Origin of the sequence: Nocardia sp. NPDC059229 (assembly GCF_042754165.1) — a bacterium.
GTDB lineage: Bacteria > Actinomycetota > Actinomycetes > Mycobacteriales > Mycobacteriaceae > Nocardia.
Genome location: NZ_JBHZAK010000010.1, coordinates 37998 through 51601, shown reverse-complemented (window position 1 = coordinate 51601; position 13604 = coordinate 37998). Strand labels below are relative to the sequence as shown.

11 protein-coding genes are annotated in these 13604 nt (G+C 66.9%); 7 read left to right on the top strand and 4 right to left on the bottom strand.

Features of this window, described 5'->3' with window-relative positions:
• The first annotated feature begins 114 nt into the window (after positions 1-114).
• From ACFXHE_RS22865 to ACFXHE_RS22855, 3 genes are read left to right on the top strand one after another with little or no spacing between them, the layout of a single operon-like run.
• A complete protein-coding gene (locus ACFXHE_RS22865; RefSeq protein WP_379386008.1) occupies positions 115-483 on the top strand; it encodes a YidH family protein in 369 nt (122 codons plus the stop codon).
• On the top strand, positions 480-851 hold the full coding sequence (locus ACFXHE_RS22860; protein WP_379386006.1) for a DUF202 domain-containing protein: 372 nt from the start codon (positions 480-482) through the stop codon (positions 849-851). Before ACFXHE_RS22865 ends, ACFXHE_RS22860 begins: the two co-directional genes overlap by 4 nt.
• Positions 848-2749 (top strand): alkyl/aryl-sulfatase, encoded by a 1902-nt coding sequence (locus tag ACFXHE_RS22855; RefSeq protein ID WP_379386004.1) that lies wholly within the window; start codon positions 848-850, stop codon positions 2747-2749. The genes ACFXHE_RS22860 and ACFXHE_RS22855 overlap by 4 nt, the downstream gene beginning before the upstream one ends.
• Before the next feature lie 308 nt (positions 2750-3057).
• Here the strand turns inward: ACFXHE_RS22855 and ACFXHE_RS22850 are convergent, their stop codons facing one another.
• Positions 3058-3651: a TetR/AcrR family transcriptional regulator gene (locus ACFXHE_RS22850; RefSeq protein WP_379386002.1), complete on the bottom strand. Its 594-nt coding sequence runs from the start codon at positions 3649-3651 to the stop codon at positions 3058-3060.
• 205 nt (positions 3652-3856) lie between these two features.
• Between ACFXHE_RS22850 and ACFXHE_RS22845 the strand changes: the two genes are divergently transcribed.
• Together ACFXHE_RS22845 and ACFXHE_RS22840 are read left to right on the top strand one after the other, a co-directional pair.
• Positions 3857-5932, top strand: coding sequence for an alkyl/aryl-sulfatase (locus tag ACFXHE_RS22845; RefSeq protein ID WP_379386001.1), 2076 nt, complete (start codon positions 3857-3859; stop codon positions 5930-5932).
• Positions 5933-6004: 72 nt separating this feature from the next.
• Positions 6005-6274 (top strand): hypothetical protein, encoded by a 270-nt coding sequence (locus tag ACFXHE_RS22840; protein ID WP_379385999.1) that lies wholly within the window; start codon positions 6005-6007, stop codon positions 6272-6274.
• A 15-nt stretch (positions 6275-6289) separates the two neighbouring features.
• Here the strand turns inward: ACFXHE_RS22840 and ACFXHE_RS22835 are convergent, their stop codons facing one another.
• The gene (locus ACFXHE_RS22835) at positions 6290-7090 is read right to left on the bottom strand and encodes a DUF2127 domain-containing protein (protein ID WP_379385997.1); all 801 of its coding nucleotides are present in this window, start codon (positions 7088-7090) and stop codon (positions 6290-6292) included.
• An 84-nt stretch (positions 7091-7174) separates the two neighbouring features.
• Positions 7175-8314 (bottom strand): XRE family transcriptional regulator, encoded by a 1140-nt coding sequence (locus tag ACFXHE_RS22830; RefSeq protein ID WP_379385995.1) that lies wholly within the window; start codon positions 8312-8314, stop codon positions 7175-7177.
• Between the two features lie 245 nt (positions 8315-8559).
• Here ACFXHE_RS22830 and ACFXHE_RS22825 point away from each other — a divergent pair, with 245 nt between their 5' ends.
• The gene (locus tag ACFXHE_RS22825; protein WP_379385993.1) at positions 8560-8865 is read left to right on the top strand and encodes a hypothetical protein; all 306 of its coding nucleotides are present in this window, start codon (positions 8560-8562) and stop codon (positions 8863-8865) included.
• A 71-nt stretch (positions 8866-8936) separates the two neighbouring features.
• Here the strand turns inward: ACFXHE_RS22825 and ACFXHE_RS22820 are convergent, their stop codons facing one another.
• The gene (locus ACFXHE_RS22820) at positions 8937-9830 is read right to left on the bottom strand and encodes a PAC2 family protein (protein ID WP_040857388.1); all 894 of its coding nucleotides are present in this window, start codon (positions 9828-9830) and stop codon (positions 8937-8939) included.
• Between the two features lie 116 nt (positions 9831-9946).
• On the opposite strand from ACFXHE_RS22820, the gene metH reads away from it, so the two are divergent.
• A complete protein-coding gene (gene metH / locus ACFXHE_RS22815) occupies positions 9947-13525 on the top strand; it encodes a methionine synthase (protein ID WP_379385991.1) in 3579 nt (1192 codons plus the stop codon).
• Positions 13526-13604: the final 79 nt, after the last annotated feature.

Here is a 13604-nt window from a genome sequence, read left to right as displayed (position 1 = left end):
GGCCGGGGCAGACCTGCCTGTGTCGGGTATCGAACACCGTCGCCGATTCATGGAATGATCGCCCTTACTGATCATTTGCTGTAGTCGGACCGCGATCGCGACACCGGACAGGTGGTGACAGTGGAGAACCAACCCCAGGACAGCGGCGACACGGAACACCCGGAGCTCGACTACCGGTTCACCCTGGCGAACGAACGGACCTTTCTCGCGTGGATCCGCACCGCGCTCGGTCTGCTGGCCGCCGGTGTCGCGGTGCACACGCTGGTGCAGCCGTTCCATCACGGCGGGGTGCGGCGGCTGCTCTCGCTCAGCTGCATCGTGCTCGCGGTCGTGCTGGCCGCCGGCGCGTACACGCACTGGCGCGATGTCCAGGACCGGATGGTGCGCGGCGAGCCGCTGGGGAACACGATCCTCGTCCCGATTCTCGCGGGCGGGATCGCGATCGTCTCCATCTTCGCGGCGATCGCGACGGTGTGGCCGTGACCGCACCGCCCACCTATCCCGCGGAGCGCACCGCGCTGGCCTGGCGGCGCACCGCGATCGCCGCGATGGGGACCGGGGTGCTGTTCGTCAATCATGCGGCGACCAGCGGCTGGCATCCGGCGGCCATCGCGCCCGCCCTCGCGGCGGTCGGACTCATGTTCGTCGCGGGGCTCAGCTTCCTGCGCAACAACTCGCTGCACCACGGGCACTGGGCGCACGGGTCGCGGATCATCGCCATCGCGACGGTCGCGGTGCTGGTGGTGTGCGGGGTGGCGCTCGTTATCGGTTTCACTGATCCCGGTAAGCGGCAAGCCTTTTCGATCCCATCGACGTCGGAGATCCCGGCAGGTACAGGAGGCGGACAGTGAGTGCGGTCACCGAACCGAGCACGTTCATCATCGAGCAGAACCAGCGTGCCCTGAAAGAGCTTCCGTTCGACAACACCGCCGACCAGCAGGACGCCGACCGCGGCTTCATCGCCAAGCTGGAACCCGGAATCGTCAAGGACGACAAGGGGACCGTGGTCTGGGACGACGACTCCTACAGCTTCCTGCAGGGCTCCTGCCCCCACTCGGTGCACCCGTCGCTGTGGCGGCAGTCGGGCCTGGTGGTGAAACAGGGCCTGTACGAGGTGGTTCCGGGCATCTACCAGATCCGCGGCCTGGATCTGTCGAATATGACGATCATCGAGGGCGACACCGGTGTCATCGTCATCGACCCGTTGATCTCGGCCGAGACCGCGAAGGCGGGCATGGACCTGTATTTCGCGCATCGCGGCCGGAAGCCGGTGACGGGCATGATCTACACCCATTCGCACGTCGATCATTTCGGCGGTGCGATGGGTGTGATGACCATGGAAGATGCCGAGTCCGGGCGGGTACCGGTGGTGGCGCCGGCCGGATTCCTCGAACACGCTGTCGCCGAGAACGTCTACGCGGGCACCGCCATGGCCCGGCGTGCGGCCTACATGTACGGCGCGGCGCTGCCGCGCGGTCCGAAGGGCCAGGTCGGTGCGGGGCTGGGGCAGACCACCTCGACGGGCGGTGTCACGCTTATCGCTCCGACCCTCGACATCACCTGCACCGGGCAGGAGCAGACGATCGACGGCGTGCGCATCGTCTTCCAGATCACCCCCGGCACCGAGGCGCCGTCGGAGATGAACTTCCACTTCCCGGGCTTCCGCGCACTCTGCATGGCGGAGAACGCGACCCACACGCTGCACAACCTGCTGACGCTGCGCGGTGCGCTGGTGCGTGACCCGCACGTCTGGTCCACCTACCTCACCGAGTCGATCAACCTGTACGGCCGCGAGAGCGACGTCGTCTTCGCCTCGCACCACTGGCCCACCTGGGGCACCGAGCGGCTGGTCGAGTACCTGGAGTCGCAGCGCGACCTGTACGCCTACCTGCACGATCAGACCCTGCGCCGGCTCAACCAGGGCTACGTGGGCAGCGAGATCGCCGAGATGATGGAAATGCCTCCGGCGCTGGTCGATTCGTGGGCCGCGCACGGCTACTACGGGTCGGTCAGCCACAATGTGAAGGCCATCTATCAGCGGTACATGGGCTGGTTCGACGGCAATCCGGCCCATCTGTGGGAGCACCCGCCGGTCGAGGGGGCCAAGCGGCACGTGGAGTTCATGGGCGGCGCGGACGAGGTACTGCGCAAGGCGCGCAAGTCCTTCGACGAGGGCGACTACCGGTGGGTCGTGCAGGCGGTCAACTACGTGATCTTCGCCGACCCGTCCAACCAGGCCGCCAAGGCGCTGCAGGCCGACGCCTTCGAACAGCTCGCGTTCGGCGCGGAGAACGGCCCGTGGCGCAATTTCTTCCTCTCGGGCGCCTACGAGCTCCGCAACGGCAAGTTCGGTACGCCGACCAAGGCCAGCTCGCCGTCCATGATGGCGGCGCTCACCGTGGACCAGGTCTTCGACGGCATGGCGCTGCGGCTCGACGGTCCCAGGGCCTGGCCCGAAAAGGCCACCAGCGACTGGGTTTTCACCGACGAGAACCGCACCGTCCGGCTGCAGCTGCGCAACGGCGTGCTGTTGCACTGGGATCGCCGCGACGGTGACGAGCTGCCGGCCCCCGACGTCACCTTCACCCTGACCCGGCCCACCCTGATCGGCGTGCTGCTCGCGGGCGAGGACCTGCAGGCGGCCGTGCAGGCCGGACGGCTCAGGATCGACGGTGATGTCCAGGCCTTCGCCAAACTGGTGGGCCTGTTCGACCAGCCCGACCCGGACTTCGACATCGTGACTCCGTAGCAGCGGACACGAGTGGGCGGGCCGGTGCGGCGACCACACCCCTCATCTCGCCGCACCGGCCCATTTCTTTGCGTCCGGCGCGATGGTCGCGGATCCGGGCGGCGAAGGCGTCATCGTGACCGAAGCGGCCATCGAAGGTGTCGAGCAGATCGAGTGCCGTTGGCACGTCCAGGCCCGCGATCAGCCGCCATCAGCAACGTGGCGGCAATGCATGAGGGTTTACTGAATTCCGGACCCCCGAGTCACCCGCGACGGGTGCGGCGGGGGTCCGTGCCCGGCGCGGCGGTCGCCAACGGTGCTCGGCCGGTTCAGCGTTCGAGGGTGAGCATGGCGGTGAGCGCGCGGCCGACCGCCTCGGAGGCGGCGCGTTTGGACAGGCCGCGCCGGTCCATCAGGTGGTGGCGGTACGGCCAGCCCACGGTGGCGTCGACGAGATCGAGCAGCTGCTCGCCCTCGGCGTGGTCCAGTTCCGGTGCGAAGGCGCGGGTGAGCGCGTCCCGAATCCGCTTGTCGGTCAACCGCATCCGGGCGTCCACCGCCGGGGTGCGCAGGGATTCGATGAGCCCGAGCACCCGGGGCTCGCGCTGCAGCGTGAAGATGGCCTCGCTCTGGCGCACCACCGCCTCGATGCGCTGGGCCAGTAGCAGTTCCGGGTCGATCTCGCCCAGCAGCGCCTCGACCTGTTCGGACTGCTGATCCACCGCCGCGGTGATCAGCGCTGTCCGGGTCGGGAAGTGCACGAAGATACTGCGTTCCGACACCCCGGCGCGCTCGGCGATGCTGCGGGTGGTGGGGTCGAACTCGCCGTCGTGGACCGCCGAAAGCAGGCCCTCGATGATCGCCCTGCGGGTCTGTTCCGGGTTGCGCCGCCGCCGTGGGCCGTCGCCTTTGCCCTCGCTCATGAGGAGAATCCGATCACATCTGGTGGGAGCGCGTGCACGCAGGTCCGGCAGAGGGTTCGCGGGCTCATGGGTGGTGTCACACACTCACTATATTGCAGTAGTACTGCAATAGTGATGTACTGTGGCGGAGACGGCAGAATGGCGGCGAATGATCGGCTACTCGTTCTGTCCGGCATATCGACCGCATGGAGACAGGAGAGCGCTGATGACCGACGCGGACCTCACCAACAACGGCGACGACCGCAAGCCGGGCGGCTTCACGGTGTCGCGGCGGGGGGTGTTCGGGGTGGGCGCGGCCGCACTGGTGGCCGCCGGTGTCGGAGCCGCCGTCGCCGGGTGTGACAGCAACGGCGACAACGGTTCCGCCGCCGAGCGGACCACCAAGGATCCGGTCGATCCGAGCGGCCACATCGTCGACCAGCAGCATCAGGCGCAATCCGCATTGCCATTCTCCGACAAGCAGGACTTCACCGACACCGACAAAGGCTTCATCGCCAAGCTCGAGCCGGACGTGGTGAAGGATGCCAATGGAAAGGTCGTGTGGGACAACGAGTCCTATGGATTCATCCAGGGCACCTGCCCCAACTCGGTGCACCCCTCGCTGTGGCGGCAGTCCCAGCTGGTGGTGAAACAGGGCCTCTACGAAGTGGTTCCGGGCATCTACCAGATCCGCGGCCTCGACCTGTCGAACATGACGATCATCGAGGGCAGAACCGGCGTCATCGTCATCGACCCGCTGATCTCGACCGAGACCGCCAAGGCGGGCATGGACCTGTACTTCGCGCACCGCGGTCGGAAGCCGGTCACCGGCATGATCTACACCCACTCCCACGTCGACCACTTCGGCGGCGCCCTGGGTGTCATCAGCCTGGAAGACGCTGCCTCGGGCAGGATTCCGGTGATCGCGCCGCAGGGCTTCGTGGAGCACGCGGTCGAGGAGAACGTCTTCGCCGGCACCGCCATGGCCCGCCGCTCGGCCTACATGTACGGCGCGGCGCTGCCGCGTGGTCCGAAGGGTCAGGTCGGCGCGGGCCTGGGCATGACCACCTCGGTCGGCACAGTGGGCCTCATCCCGCCGAACAGGGACGTCACCCACACCGGCCAGGAAGAGACCATCGACGGGATCAAGGTCGTCTTCCAGATCACCCCGGGCACCGAGGCGCCGTCGGAGATGAACTTCTACTTCCCCGACTTCCGTGCGATGTGCATGGCGGAGAACGCCACCCACACCCTGCACAACCTGGTCACCCTGCGCGGCGCGCTGGTTCGCGACGCGCACGTGTGGTCGCAGTACCTGACCGAGACCATCACCATGTTCTCCGACAAGTACGACGTCGCCTTCGCCTCGCACCACTGGCCCATGTGGGAAGCGGACAAGGTCACCGAATGGCTGTCGCTGCAACGGGACACCTACGCCTACCTGCACGACCAGACCCTGCGCATGCTGAACCAGGGCTACACCGGCATCGAGATCGCCGAGATGATCCAGATGCCGCCGGCCATCGAGAGCAAGTGGTACAACCACGGCTACTACGGTTCGGTCAGCCACGATGTGAAGGCCATCTACCAGCGCTACATGGGCTGGTTCGACGGTAACCCGGCGCACCTGTGGGAACACCCGCCGGTCGATTCCGGCAAGCGGCACGTGGACGCCATGGGCGGTGCGAGCGGGGCGTTGAAGGTGGCCCGCAAGGCCTACTCCGACGGCGATTACCGCTGGTGCGTCCAGGTTCTCAATTACCTGATCTTCGCCGACCCGGACAATGAGAAGGCGAAGATGCTGCAGGCCAGCGCTTTCGAGCAGCTCGGCTATGGCTCGGAGAACGCCACCTGGCGCAACTTCTTCCTCTCCGGCGCCTACGAGCTGCGCAACGGCACCTTCGGCACCCCGACCAAGGCCAATTCCGCCGGCATGATCAGCGCCCTGAGCGTGGACCAGGTCTTCGACTCCGCGGCGTTCCTGATCAACGGCCCCAAGGCGTGGGATCTGCACCTGGTCAATGACTGGATCATTACCGACCAGAACCGGACCTACCGCACCGAGCTACGCAACGGCGTGCTCATCCACTACGTGATCCCCGCCGACTTCAAGGGTCCGGCCCCGGACGCCACCTTCACCCTGTCCCGGCTGGAGCTGATCGCCACCATGACCGGAACCAAGGACATCGTGAAGGAGATCCAGGCCGGCGCGATCAAGGTCAGCGGCGACCCGGCCAAGCTGAAGCAGTTGAAGGACGTCATGGACAAGCCCGACCCGAACTTCAACATCGTCACCCCGTAGTACTCCGCGCAGTGGAATGCCGCGGCGTGACGGGAGTTACCGGGGGCGTCACGCCGCGACACATATGAATAGATGTGGGGGTTACAGCGTTCCGGTTGTGGCAGAGTCGACCCCACCATCGACCCGGGGCTCGACGGCTACGCCGGCCACGTCGTGGTCGACGGCACCGTCGAAGCGGTCACCGGCTACTGCACCCGCAACCTGGTCGCCCGCCTGCACGACCTCGGCATCCCGGTCACCGACAACCTGCCGCCGAACGGCACCCATGCCCGGGCCGTCTTCCGCGACGAGCTGATCAAGTCCTGGCCCACCCTGGGCCACGGTCTCGGCGTGCCCGAGTGACCGGGCCGCGCGCGGTTACGGTGCGCGCTGGGTGACGATGCGCTCGGTACGCTGCTCGGCTTGCGCTGCGACCGCGGCGCGTTCGACGGTCATCAGGCTCTCGGAGTGATGCTCGGCGTGATACTTTGCGGCCCCGCCGTTGAGGCCGAACAGCCGCTTGCTCCACAGCAGCCAGATCACCGCGGCGACATTCACCAGGAGCGCCCCGGCCCGCAGCACGGTGACCTTCTCGGTGAGCTCATAGATCTCCAGCGGCAGGAAGATGGAGGTGGCGATGACCGCGAAGTATTCACCCCACCGCTTGACCAGCCACAGGCCCACCGCCTCGATGAGTTCGATGGCGGCATAGGCGAACAGGCCCACCGCGATCCAGATCAGCACGTTCGGCGAGAGCGTGAAGGCCTTGTCGATGCCCCGGATGATCTTGGAATGGTCCGGGTTGAAACCGATCTGGTCGGCCAGCTGCCGGATCAGCGGAAGATCCTTGTCCCAGTTGGACTTCCAGTGCTCGCGGGAACCGCGCAGCTTCAGCACGCCCGCGCCCAGCAGAATGAACACGATGCCGCGGATGACGCGCTCGGCGGCCAGCAGCCGCATGATCAGGCGGTCGCGCAGCAGCCGGCCGCGCGGCACCTCGGGCGCGTCGTCGGCCGGACCGCTGCGACGTGGTTCGCCCGGCACGAAATCCCCGCAGCGCAGGCAGCGCCAGGATTCACCCGCCGGGGTGGCGACGTGGAGGCGTGCCGCGAGCTCGGGCTCGGTGGGGGCGTAGGTCTCGTGCCCTCGGGCAGCGCAGGTCCACAGACTGAAGTCCATGCGCGTGAGCGTAACCGGTGGGCGCGCGCCGAGGGGTGTCTCAGCATGCTGCGAGGGATGTCTCGGCGCGCTGCGCGGGCGGTGTCAGCCCGCGGCCAGTGCGCGCAGCTGATCCAGATAGGTCCGGGTGCGCGGATCGCCGGGGAAGCGCTCGATCATCTCCCGCGCCGTCTCACCCGCGATCCACATGAGCGAGGGTAGCGAGCGGCGCTTGCCGGCGAAGGCCCGCACGCCCTCGTCGAGGGCGAGCTCCAGATTGCGATCGCGGATGGCGACCACCGCCAGCGTCAGGTGCGCCTCGGCGAGTCGCATGGGTCTACGGATGCTGCCGTCGGGGCGGGTGGAGGTCAAGATCACCTGCCGGGCATAGTTTTCCGCGAGCCGGTCGTCCCCGGCTACCCGGCAGCAGTCCATGGCGTAGAAGTCGAACTTCTGCGGATCGACCACGAAGTGATTGTCCGGATCGGACGGATGCTCGATGGTGTCCAGGATCGAACGGCCCTGGGCGAGCGCCTTTTCCACCTCGCGGCGGTCACCGAGCCGTGCCCACGCCTTGGCACGCTGTGCGGCCAGCTGGACGCCGACACCCAGGTGGTCGGTGGTGGTGTGCGCGGCCTCGGCGGTCTCGATGGCGCCCCGGTAGTTGGCCTGCGTGAGTGCGAACCAGGCGGCCATTTCGGCTCCCCAGCCGATGATTTCGGCGTGCTCGGCCTCCTGGCCGAGGGAGAGCGCGGCCCGCCGGGTCGCCTCGGCGGCGGTGCGCCAGCCGAGATCGTAATCGACGCAACCGACCAGCAGGGCAACCCATCCGGCCAGCACCAGGACCTCCCGATGCTGCGCGAGAGTCAAGCGACCGTCCAGTAGCGAAGTGATGCGCCGTAGCCACGCCGTGCCCTCGGCATGCAACTCGTGCGGATCGGCGCACGGATACTCCGAACACAGCCGATCAGCGGTGATGCGAATGGCGTCGAGCGTAGAGGCGGACACATCGGACATACGTAGCCGCCCAATGAATTCCAGCGTGTCCATCCCCGTGGCCGAGAGCATCTCGTCGTCCCGATTGGGCCGCGCCTTGGGAAAGAAGGCGGCCGTCACCGTATCGAAAGCCGCCGCGATGATCGGAGCGTAGAAATCGTCCGGCCGCGATTCCCCGGACTCCCAGCGCCGCCAGTTGCGCAGAAGTGTGCTGTCCGTTGGCAGATTGTGGCTCGATTTGCCCCGCATGGCACGGATCGCATCGGCTTGAGACCATCCCCGAGTATCACGTTCGGAACGCATTCGGACGGCCCAGACAGGTCGATCGTCACCGGCGGACACGCTCTGTAGTATCTCACCAGTTAACGAAGGATGGACCCGGATAGGGCATCTCGATGTCAGTGGGTTGACATCTGCAATTGCATTCGTGATTTCGCCAAACTGTTCAACAGGGCACATTCATGACAGCGATCCCCAATCCAACGGAGGTTCGGGTGGAAGCGTTGATCTATGGGTACGTGCGTGACGATCTGGCCGACGGCCGCAGCGAAGAGCTGGAGAACGCCATGTGCGGGCTCGCTCAGTCCGCCGGCCTCTGCTTCGCCGCCACGTTCCATGAATCGACCCCCGGCGACGGCACCGCGTTCGCGGAGCTGACGGCCGAACTCAAGCGTGCCGATGCCCACCACGTGGTGGTGCCGTCGCTCGATCACCTTGCGGGGCAGACCATTCCGCGCGACCTGCTGATCGCGAAGCTGGCCCACGAGGCCTCCGTCAAGATCTGGGCCGTAGAGCACTAGCCGTGAAACGAACGCCGCACCTGCGCGTGAACGCAGGTGCGGCAAATGGTTTCGGTGCCGGAAGCCCGGTCTCAGAGACCGAAGCCGCCCCGTCCGCGGCGGCGCAGGTACTTCTCGAACTCGGCCGCGATGGCGTCGCCGTCGATCTTTGCCATGGCGTCGTTGATGTCGACCTCGGCATCGCCGCGCTCCTCGAGCGAGCGCACGTACTCGGCGATCTCCTCGTCGCCGGCGGTCATCTCGTTGACCGCGCCCTCCCACTCCTCGGCCTGCTCGGGCAGACCGCCGAGCGGCACCTCGACATCGAGGACATCCTCGACCCGGTGTAGCAGGGCGATGATGGCCTTGGGGTTGGGCGGCTGGGAGACGTAGTGCGGCACCGCCGCCCAGAAGGAGATGGCCGGGACGCCCGCGCGCACGCACGCGTCCTGCAGCACTCCGGTGATACCGGTCGGTCCCTCGTAGCGGGTCTGCTCCAGGTTGAAGCGCTCCGCGGCTTCCTTGTTGTAAGCGGTCCCGGTGACCGGAACCGGCCGGGTGTGCGGGGTGTCGGCCAGCAGCGCGCCCAGGATCACCACCGTGGACACCCCGAGCTGCTCGACGAATTCGAGAATGTCGTTGCAGAAGCTGCGCCAGCGCATATTGGGTTCGACGCCCCGCAGGAGCACGACGTCCCGATCGCTGCCCGGGGGCGAGCAGACCGACAGCATGGCCGAGGGCCACTGGATCTCGCGGGTCACCCCGTCCACCTGCCGGACCGTCGGCCGGTTCACCTGATAGTCGTAATAGTCCTCGGAGTCGAGCTCGGCCAGCGGCTGCGCGTCCCAGATCAGTTCCAGATGCTCGACCGCGCCACTGGCGGCATCGGCCGCATCGTTCCAGCCTTCGAAGGCGGCCACGAGCACCGGATCCCGCAGCGTAGGCAGGTCCGATTCGGGTGGCACCGGGGATTCACTGGCGTTCACCCGGTCAGCCTACGGTGTGCGTAGACGCAGTGTGCATGCGACGCGCAATGTAGGAGTTGGGGTAGCACCCCACACCGACGCAGGGATTGTCGGCGTCCCCCACTACTCTTGAGTACATGTCTGTACGCAGCCGCGCCGAATTCGACACCACCCTCTTGGACACGCTCAGACGGCGTGTCGTGATCGGGGACGGTGCGATGGGCACGATGCTGCAGGCCGCGGATCTCACTCTCGACGATTTCCGCGGCCTCGAGGGATGCAACGAAATCCTCAACGACACCCGCCCCGACGTGCTGCGCCACATCCACCGGGCCTACTTCGAGGCCGGCGCCGACGCCGTCGAGACCAATACCTTCGGGTGCAACCTGCCCAACCTGGCCGATTACGACATCGCCGACCGCATTCGCGACCTGTCCGAGCGCGGCACCCGCCTCGCCCGCGAGGTGGCCGACGAGATGGGACCGTCCGCCGACGGGACTCCCCGGTACGTGCTGGGTTCCATGGGCCCGGGCACCAAGCTGCCGACCCTGGGCCACGCGCCCTACGCCGCCCTGCGCGACGCCTACAGCGAGGCCGCGCTCGGCATGCTCGACGGCGGCGCCGACGCCATCCTCATCGAGACCTGCCAGGACCTGCTGCAGGTCAAGGCCGCGGTCACCGGCAGCCACCGGGCCATGGACCGGGCCGGGCGCCGGATCCCGATCATCACGCACGTGACCATGGAGACCACCGGCACCATGCTGGTCGGCTCCGAGATCGGCGCGGCGCTGACCGCGCTCGAGAAGCTCGGCATCGACATGATCGGGCTGAACTGCGCCACCGGTCCGGACGAGATGAGCGAGCATCTGCGGCATCTGTCCAAGCACGCGCAGCTGCCGGTGTCGGTCATGCCGAACGCCGGTCTGCCGATCCTCGGCGCGAACGGCGCGGAATATCCGCTCACGCCGGAGGAGCTCGCGGTCGCGCTGAGCCAGTTCGTCTCCGAGTTCGGTTTGTCGCTGGTCGGCGGCTGCTGTGGCACCACGCCCGAGCACATCCGGCAGGTGGCCGAGGCGGTGCGCGAGGTCCAGCAGGCCAAGCGGGATCCGGTGCACGAGCCGAGCGTGTCGTCGATCTACAGCTCGGTGCCGTTCGAGCAGGACGCCTCGGTCCTGATGATCGGTGAGCGCACGAATGCCAACGGCTCCAAGGCTTTCCGGGACGCCATGCTGGCCGGCGACTGGCAGAAGTGCCTGGACATCGCCAAGGACCAGACCCGCGACGGCGCCCACATGCTGGACCTGTGCGTGGACTACGTGGGCCGCGACGGCACCGCCGACATGACCGAGCTGGCCTCCCGGCTGGCGACCGCGTCCACCCTGCCGATCATGCTGGACTCCACCGAAACCCCGGTGCTGAAGGCCGGTTTGGAGCACCTGGGCGGGCGCTGTGCCATCAACTCGGTGAACTACGAGGACGGCGCGGGGCCGGATTCGCGGTTCCAGCAGACCATGGCGCTGGTCGCCGAACACGGTGCGGCCGTGGTGGCGCTGACCATCGACGAGGAGGGCCAGGCGCGCACCGCCGAGAAGAAGGTGGAGATCGCCGAGCGCCTCATCGCCGACATCACCGGCAACTGGGGGCTCGACGAGTCCGACATCATCATCGACACGCTGACCTTCACCCTGGGCACCGGCCAGGAGGAGTCCCGGCGCGACGGCATCGAAACCATCGAGGCCATCCGCCAACTCAAGAAGCGGCACCCGAATGTGCAGACCACACTGGGCCTTTCGAACATCTCCTTCGGCCTGAACGCGGCCGCGCGGCAGGTGCTCAACTCGGTGTTCATGAACGAATGCGTCGAGGCGGGCCTGGATTCGGCCATCGTGCACGCCTCGAAGATCCTGCCCATGTCGCGGATTCCGGAGGAGCAGCGGCAGACAGCGCTGGATCTGGTCTACGACCGGCGCACCGAGGACTACGACCCGCTGCAGAAGCTGATGGCGCTGTTCGAGGGCGTGTCGGCAGCCTCGTCGAAGGCGTCCCGCGCCGAGGAACTGGCGGCGCTGCCGCTTTTCGAGCGGCTCGAGCGGCGCATCGTGGACGGCGAGAAGGCCGGCATGGACGCCGATCTGGATGCCGCGATGGCCGAGGTGCCGCCACTGCAGATCATCAACGAGACACTGCTGGCGGGCATGAAGACCGTTGGCGAGCTGTTCGGTTCGGGGCAGATGCAGCTGCCGTTCGTGCTGCAGTCGGCCGAGACCATGAAGACCGCGGTCGCCTACCTGGAACCGCACATGGAGGCCACCGACGATTCCGGCAAGGGCCGCATCGTGCTGGCCACCGTCAAGGGCGACGTGCACGACATCGGCAAGAACCTGGTGGACATCATCCTGTCCAACAATGGCTACGAGGTCGTGAATCTCGGTATCAAGCAACCGATTTCGACGATCCTGGATGCCGCCGTGGACAAGAAGGCCGATGTCATCGGCATGTCCGGGCTGCTGGTGAAGTCCACCGTGGTCATGAAGGAGAACCTCGAGGAGCTCAACGGCCGCGGTGTCGCGGAACAGTTCCCGGTGCTCCTGGGCGGCGCGGCACTGACCCGTGCGTACGTGGAGAACGACCTCACCGCGGTCTACGACGGCGAGGTGCACTACGCGCGCGACGCCTTCGAGGGTCTGCGGCTCATGGACGAGATCATGACCGTCAAGCGCGGCGGCGCGGCCGACCCGGATTCTCCCGAGGCCATGGCCGCCCGCGCGAAGACCGCCGAGCGCAAGGCCCGGCACGAGCGGTCCAAGCGGATCGCCGAGCAGCGCAAGGCCGCCGAGGTGCCGGTCGAGGTGCCGGAACGCTCGGATGTGGCCGCGGAGCTGCCGGTGCCGACGCCGCCGTTCTGGGGTTCGCGCATCGTGAAGGGCCTGTCGGTCAACGAGTACTCGAGCCTGCTCGACGAGCGGGCGCTGTTCCTGGGTCAGTGGGGCCTGCGCGGCCAGCGCGGCGGCGAGGGACCTTCGTACGAGGAGCTGGTGGAGACCGAAGGCCGTCCGCGCCTGCGGTACTGGCTGGACCGGCTGACCGCCGAGGGTGTACTGCAGCACGCCGCGGTGGTGTACGGCTATTTCCCGGCCGTGTCCGAGGGCGACGATGTGATTGTTCTCACCGAGCCGAATCCCGATGCGCCGGAACGCTTCCGGTTCACATTCCCGCGTCAGCAACGCGACCGGTTCCTCTGCATCGCCGATTTCATTCGCTCACGCGAGTACGCGAAGCAGACCGGGCAGGTGGATGTGCTGCCGTTCCAGCTGGTCACCATGGGTAAGCCCATCGCCGACTTCGCCAATGTGCTGTTCGCGGGCGACAATTACCGCGACTATCTCGAGGTGCACGGCATCGGCGTGCAACTCACCGAGGCGCTCGCCGAGTTTTGGCACCGCCGGATTCGGGAAGAGCTGACACTGGAAGGACATTCGGTCGCCGACGAGGATCCCGCCGATGTGTTGGACTACTTCAAACTCGGATACCGTGGCGCACGGTACTCGTTCGGCTATGGTGCCTGCCCGGATCTCGAGGATCGGGCCAAACTCGTTGAGCTGCTGGACGCCGGCCGGATCGGAGTGATGCTGTCGGAGGAGTTGCAACTGCATCCGGAGCAGTCCACGGATGCGTTCGTGCTGCTGCATCCGGAAGCCAAGTACTTCAACGCTTAAGATTTTCACCAGATTTCCGGGCTTCGCGCAGAGTTGCAGGGGTGCTCGGCGCGAAAGCCAGCAGGAGGGGCACAACCAC

Bases quoted from the DNA above. Each gene is read 5' to 3' on its own strand.
- metH (WP_379385991.1), top strand. From the start codon at position 9,947: ATGTCTGTACGCAGCCGCGCCGAATTCGACACCACCCTCTTGGACACG.
- ACFXHE_RS22840 (WP_379385999.1), top strand. From the start codon at position 6,005: ATGTGGGGGTTACAGCGTTCCGGTTGTGGCAGAGTCGACCCCACCATC.
- ACFXHE_RS22835 (WP_379385997.1), bottom strand. From the start codon at position 7,090: ATGGACTTCAGTCTGTGGACCTGCGCTGCCCGAGGGCACGAGACCTAC.
- ACFXHE_RS22830 (WP_379385995.1), bottom strand. From the start codon at position 8,314: ATGCGGGGCAAATCGAGCCACAATCTGCCAACGGACAGCACACTTCTG.
- ACFXHE_RS22845 (WP_379386001.1), top strand. From the start codon at position 3,857: ATGACCGACGCGGACCTCACCAACAACGGCGACGACCGCAAGCCGGGC.
- ACFXHE_RS22850 (WP_379386002.1), bottom strand. From the start codon at position 3,651: ATGAGCGAGGGCAAAGGCGACGGCCCACGGCGGCGGCGCAACCCGGAA.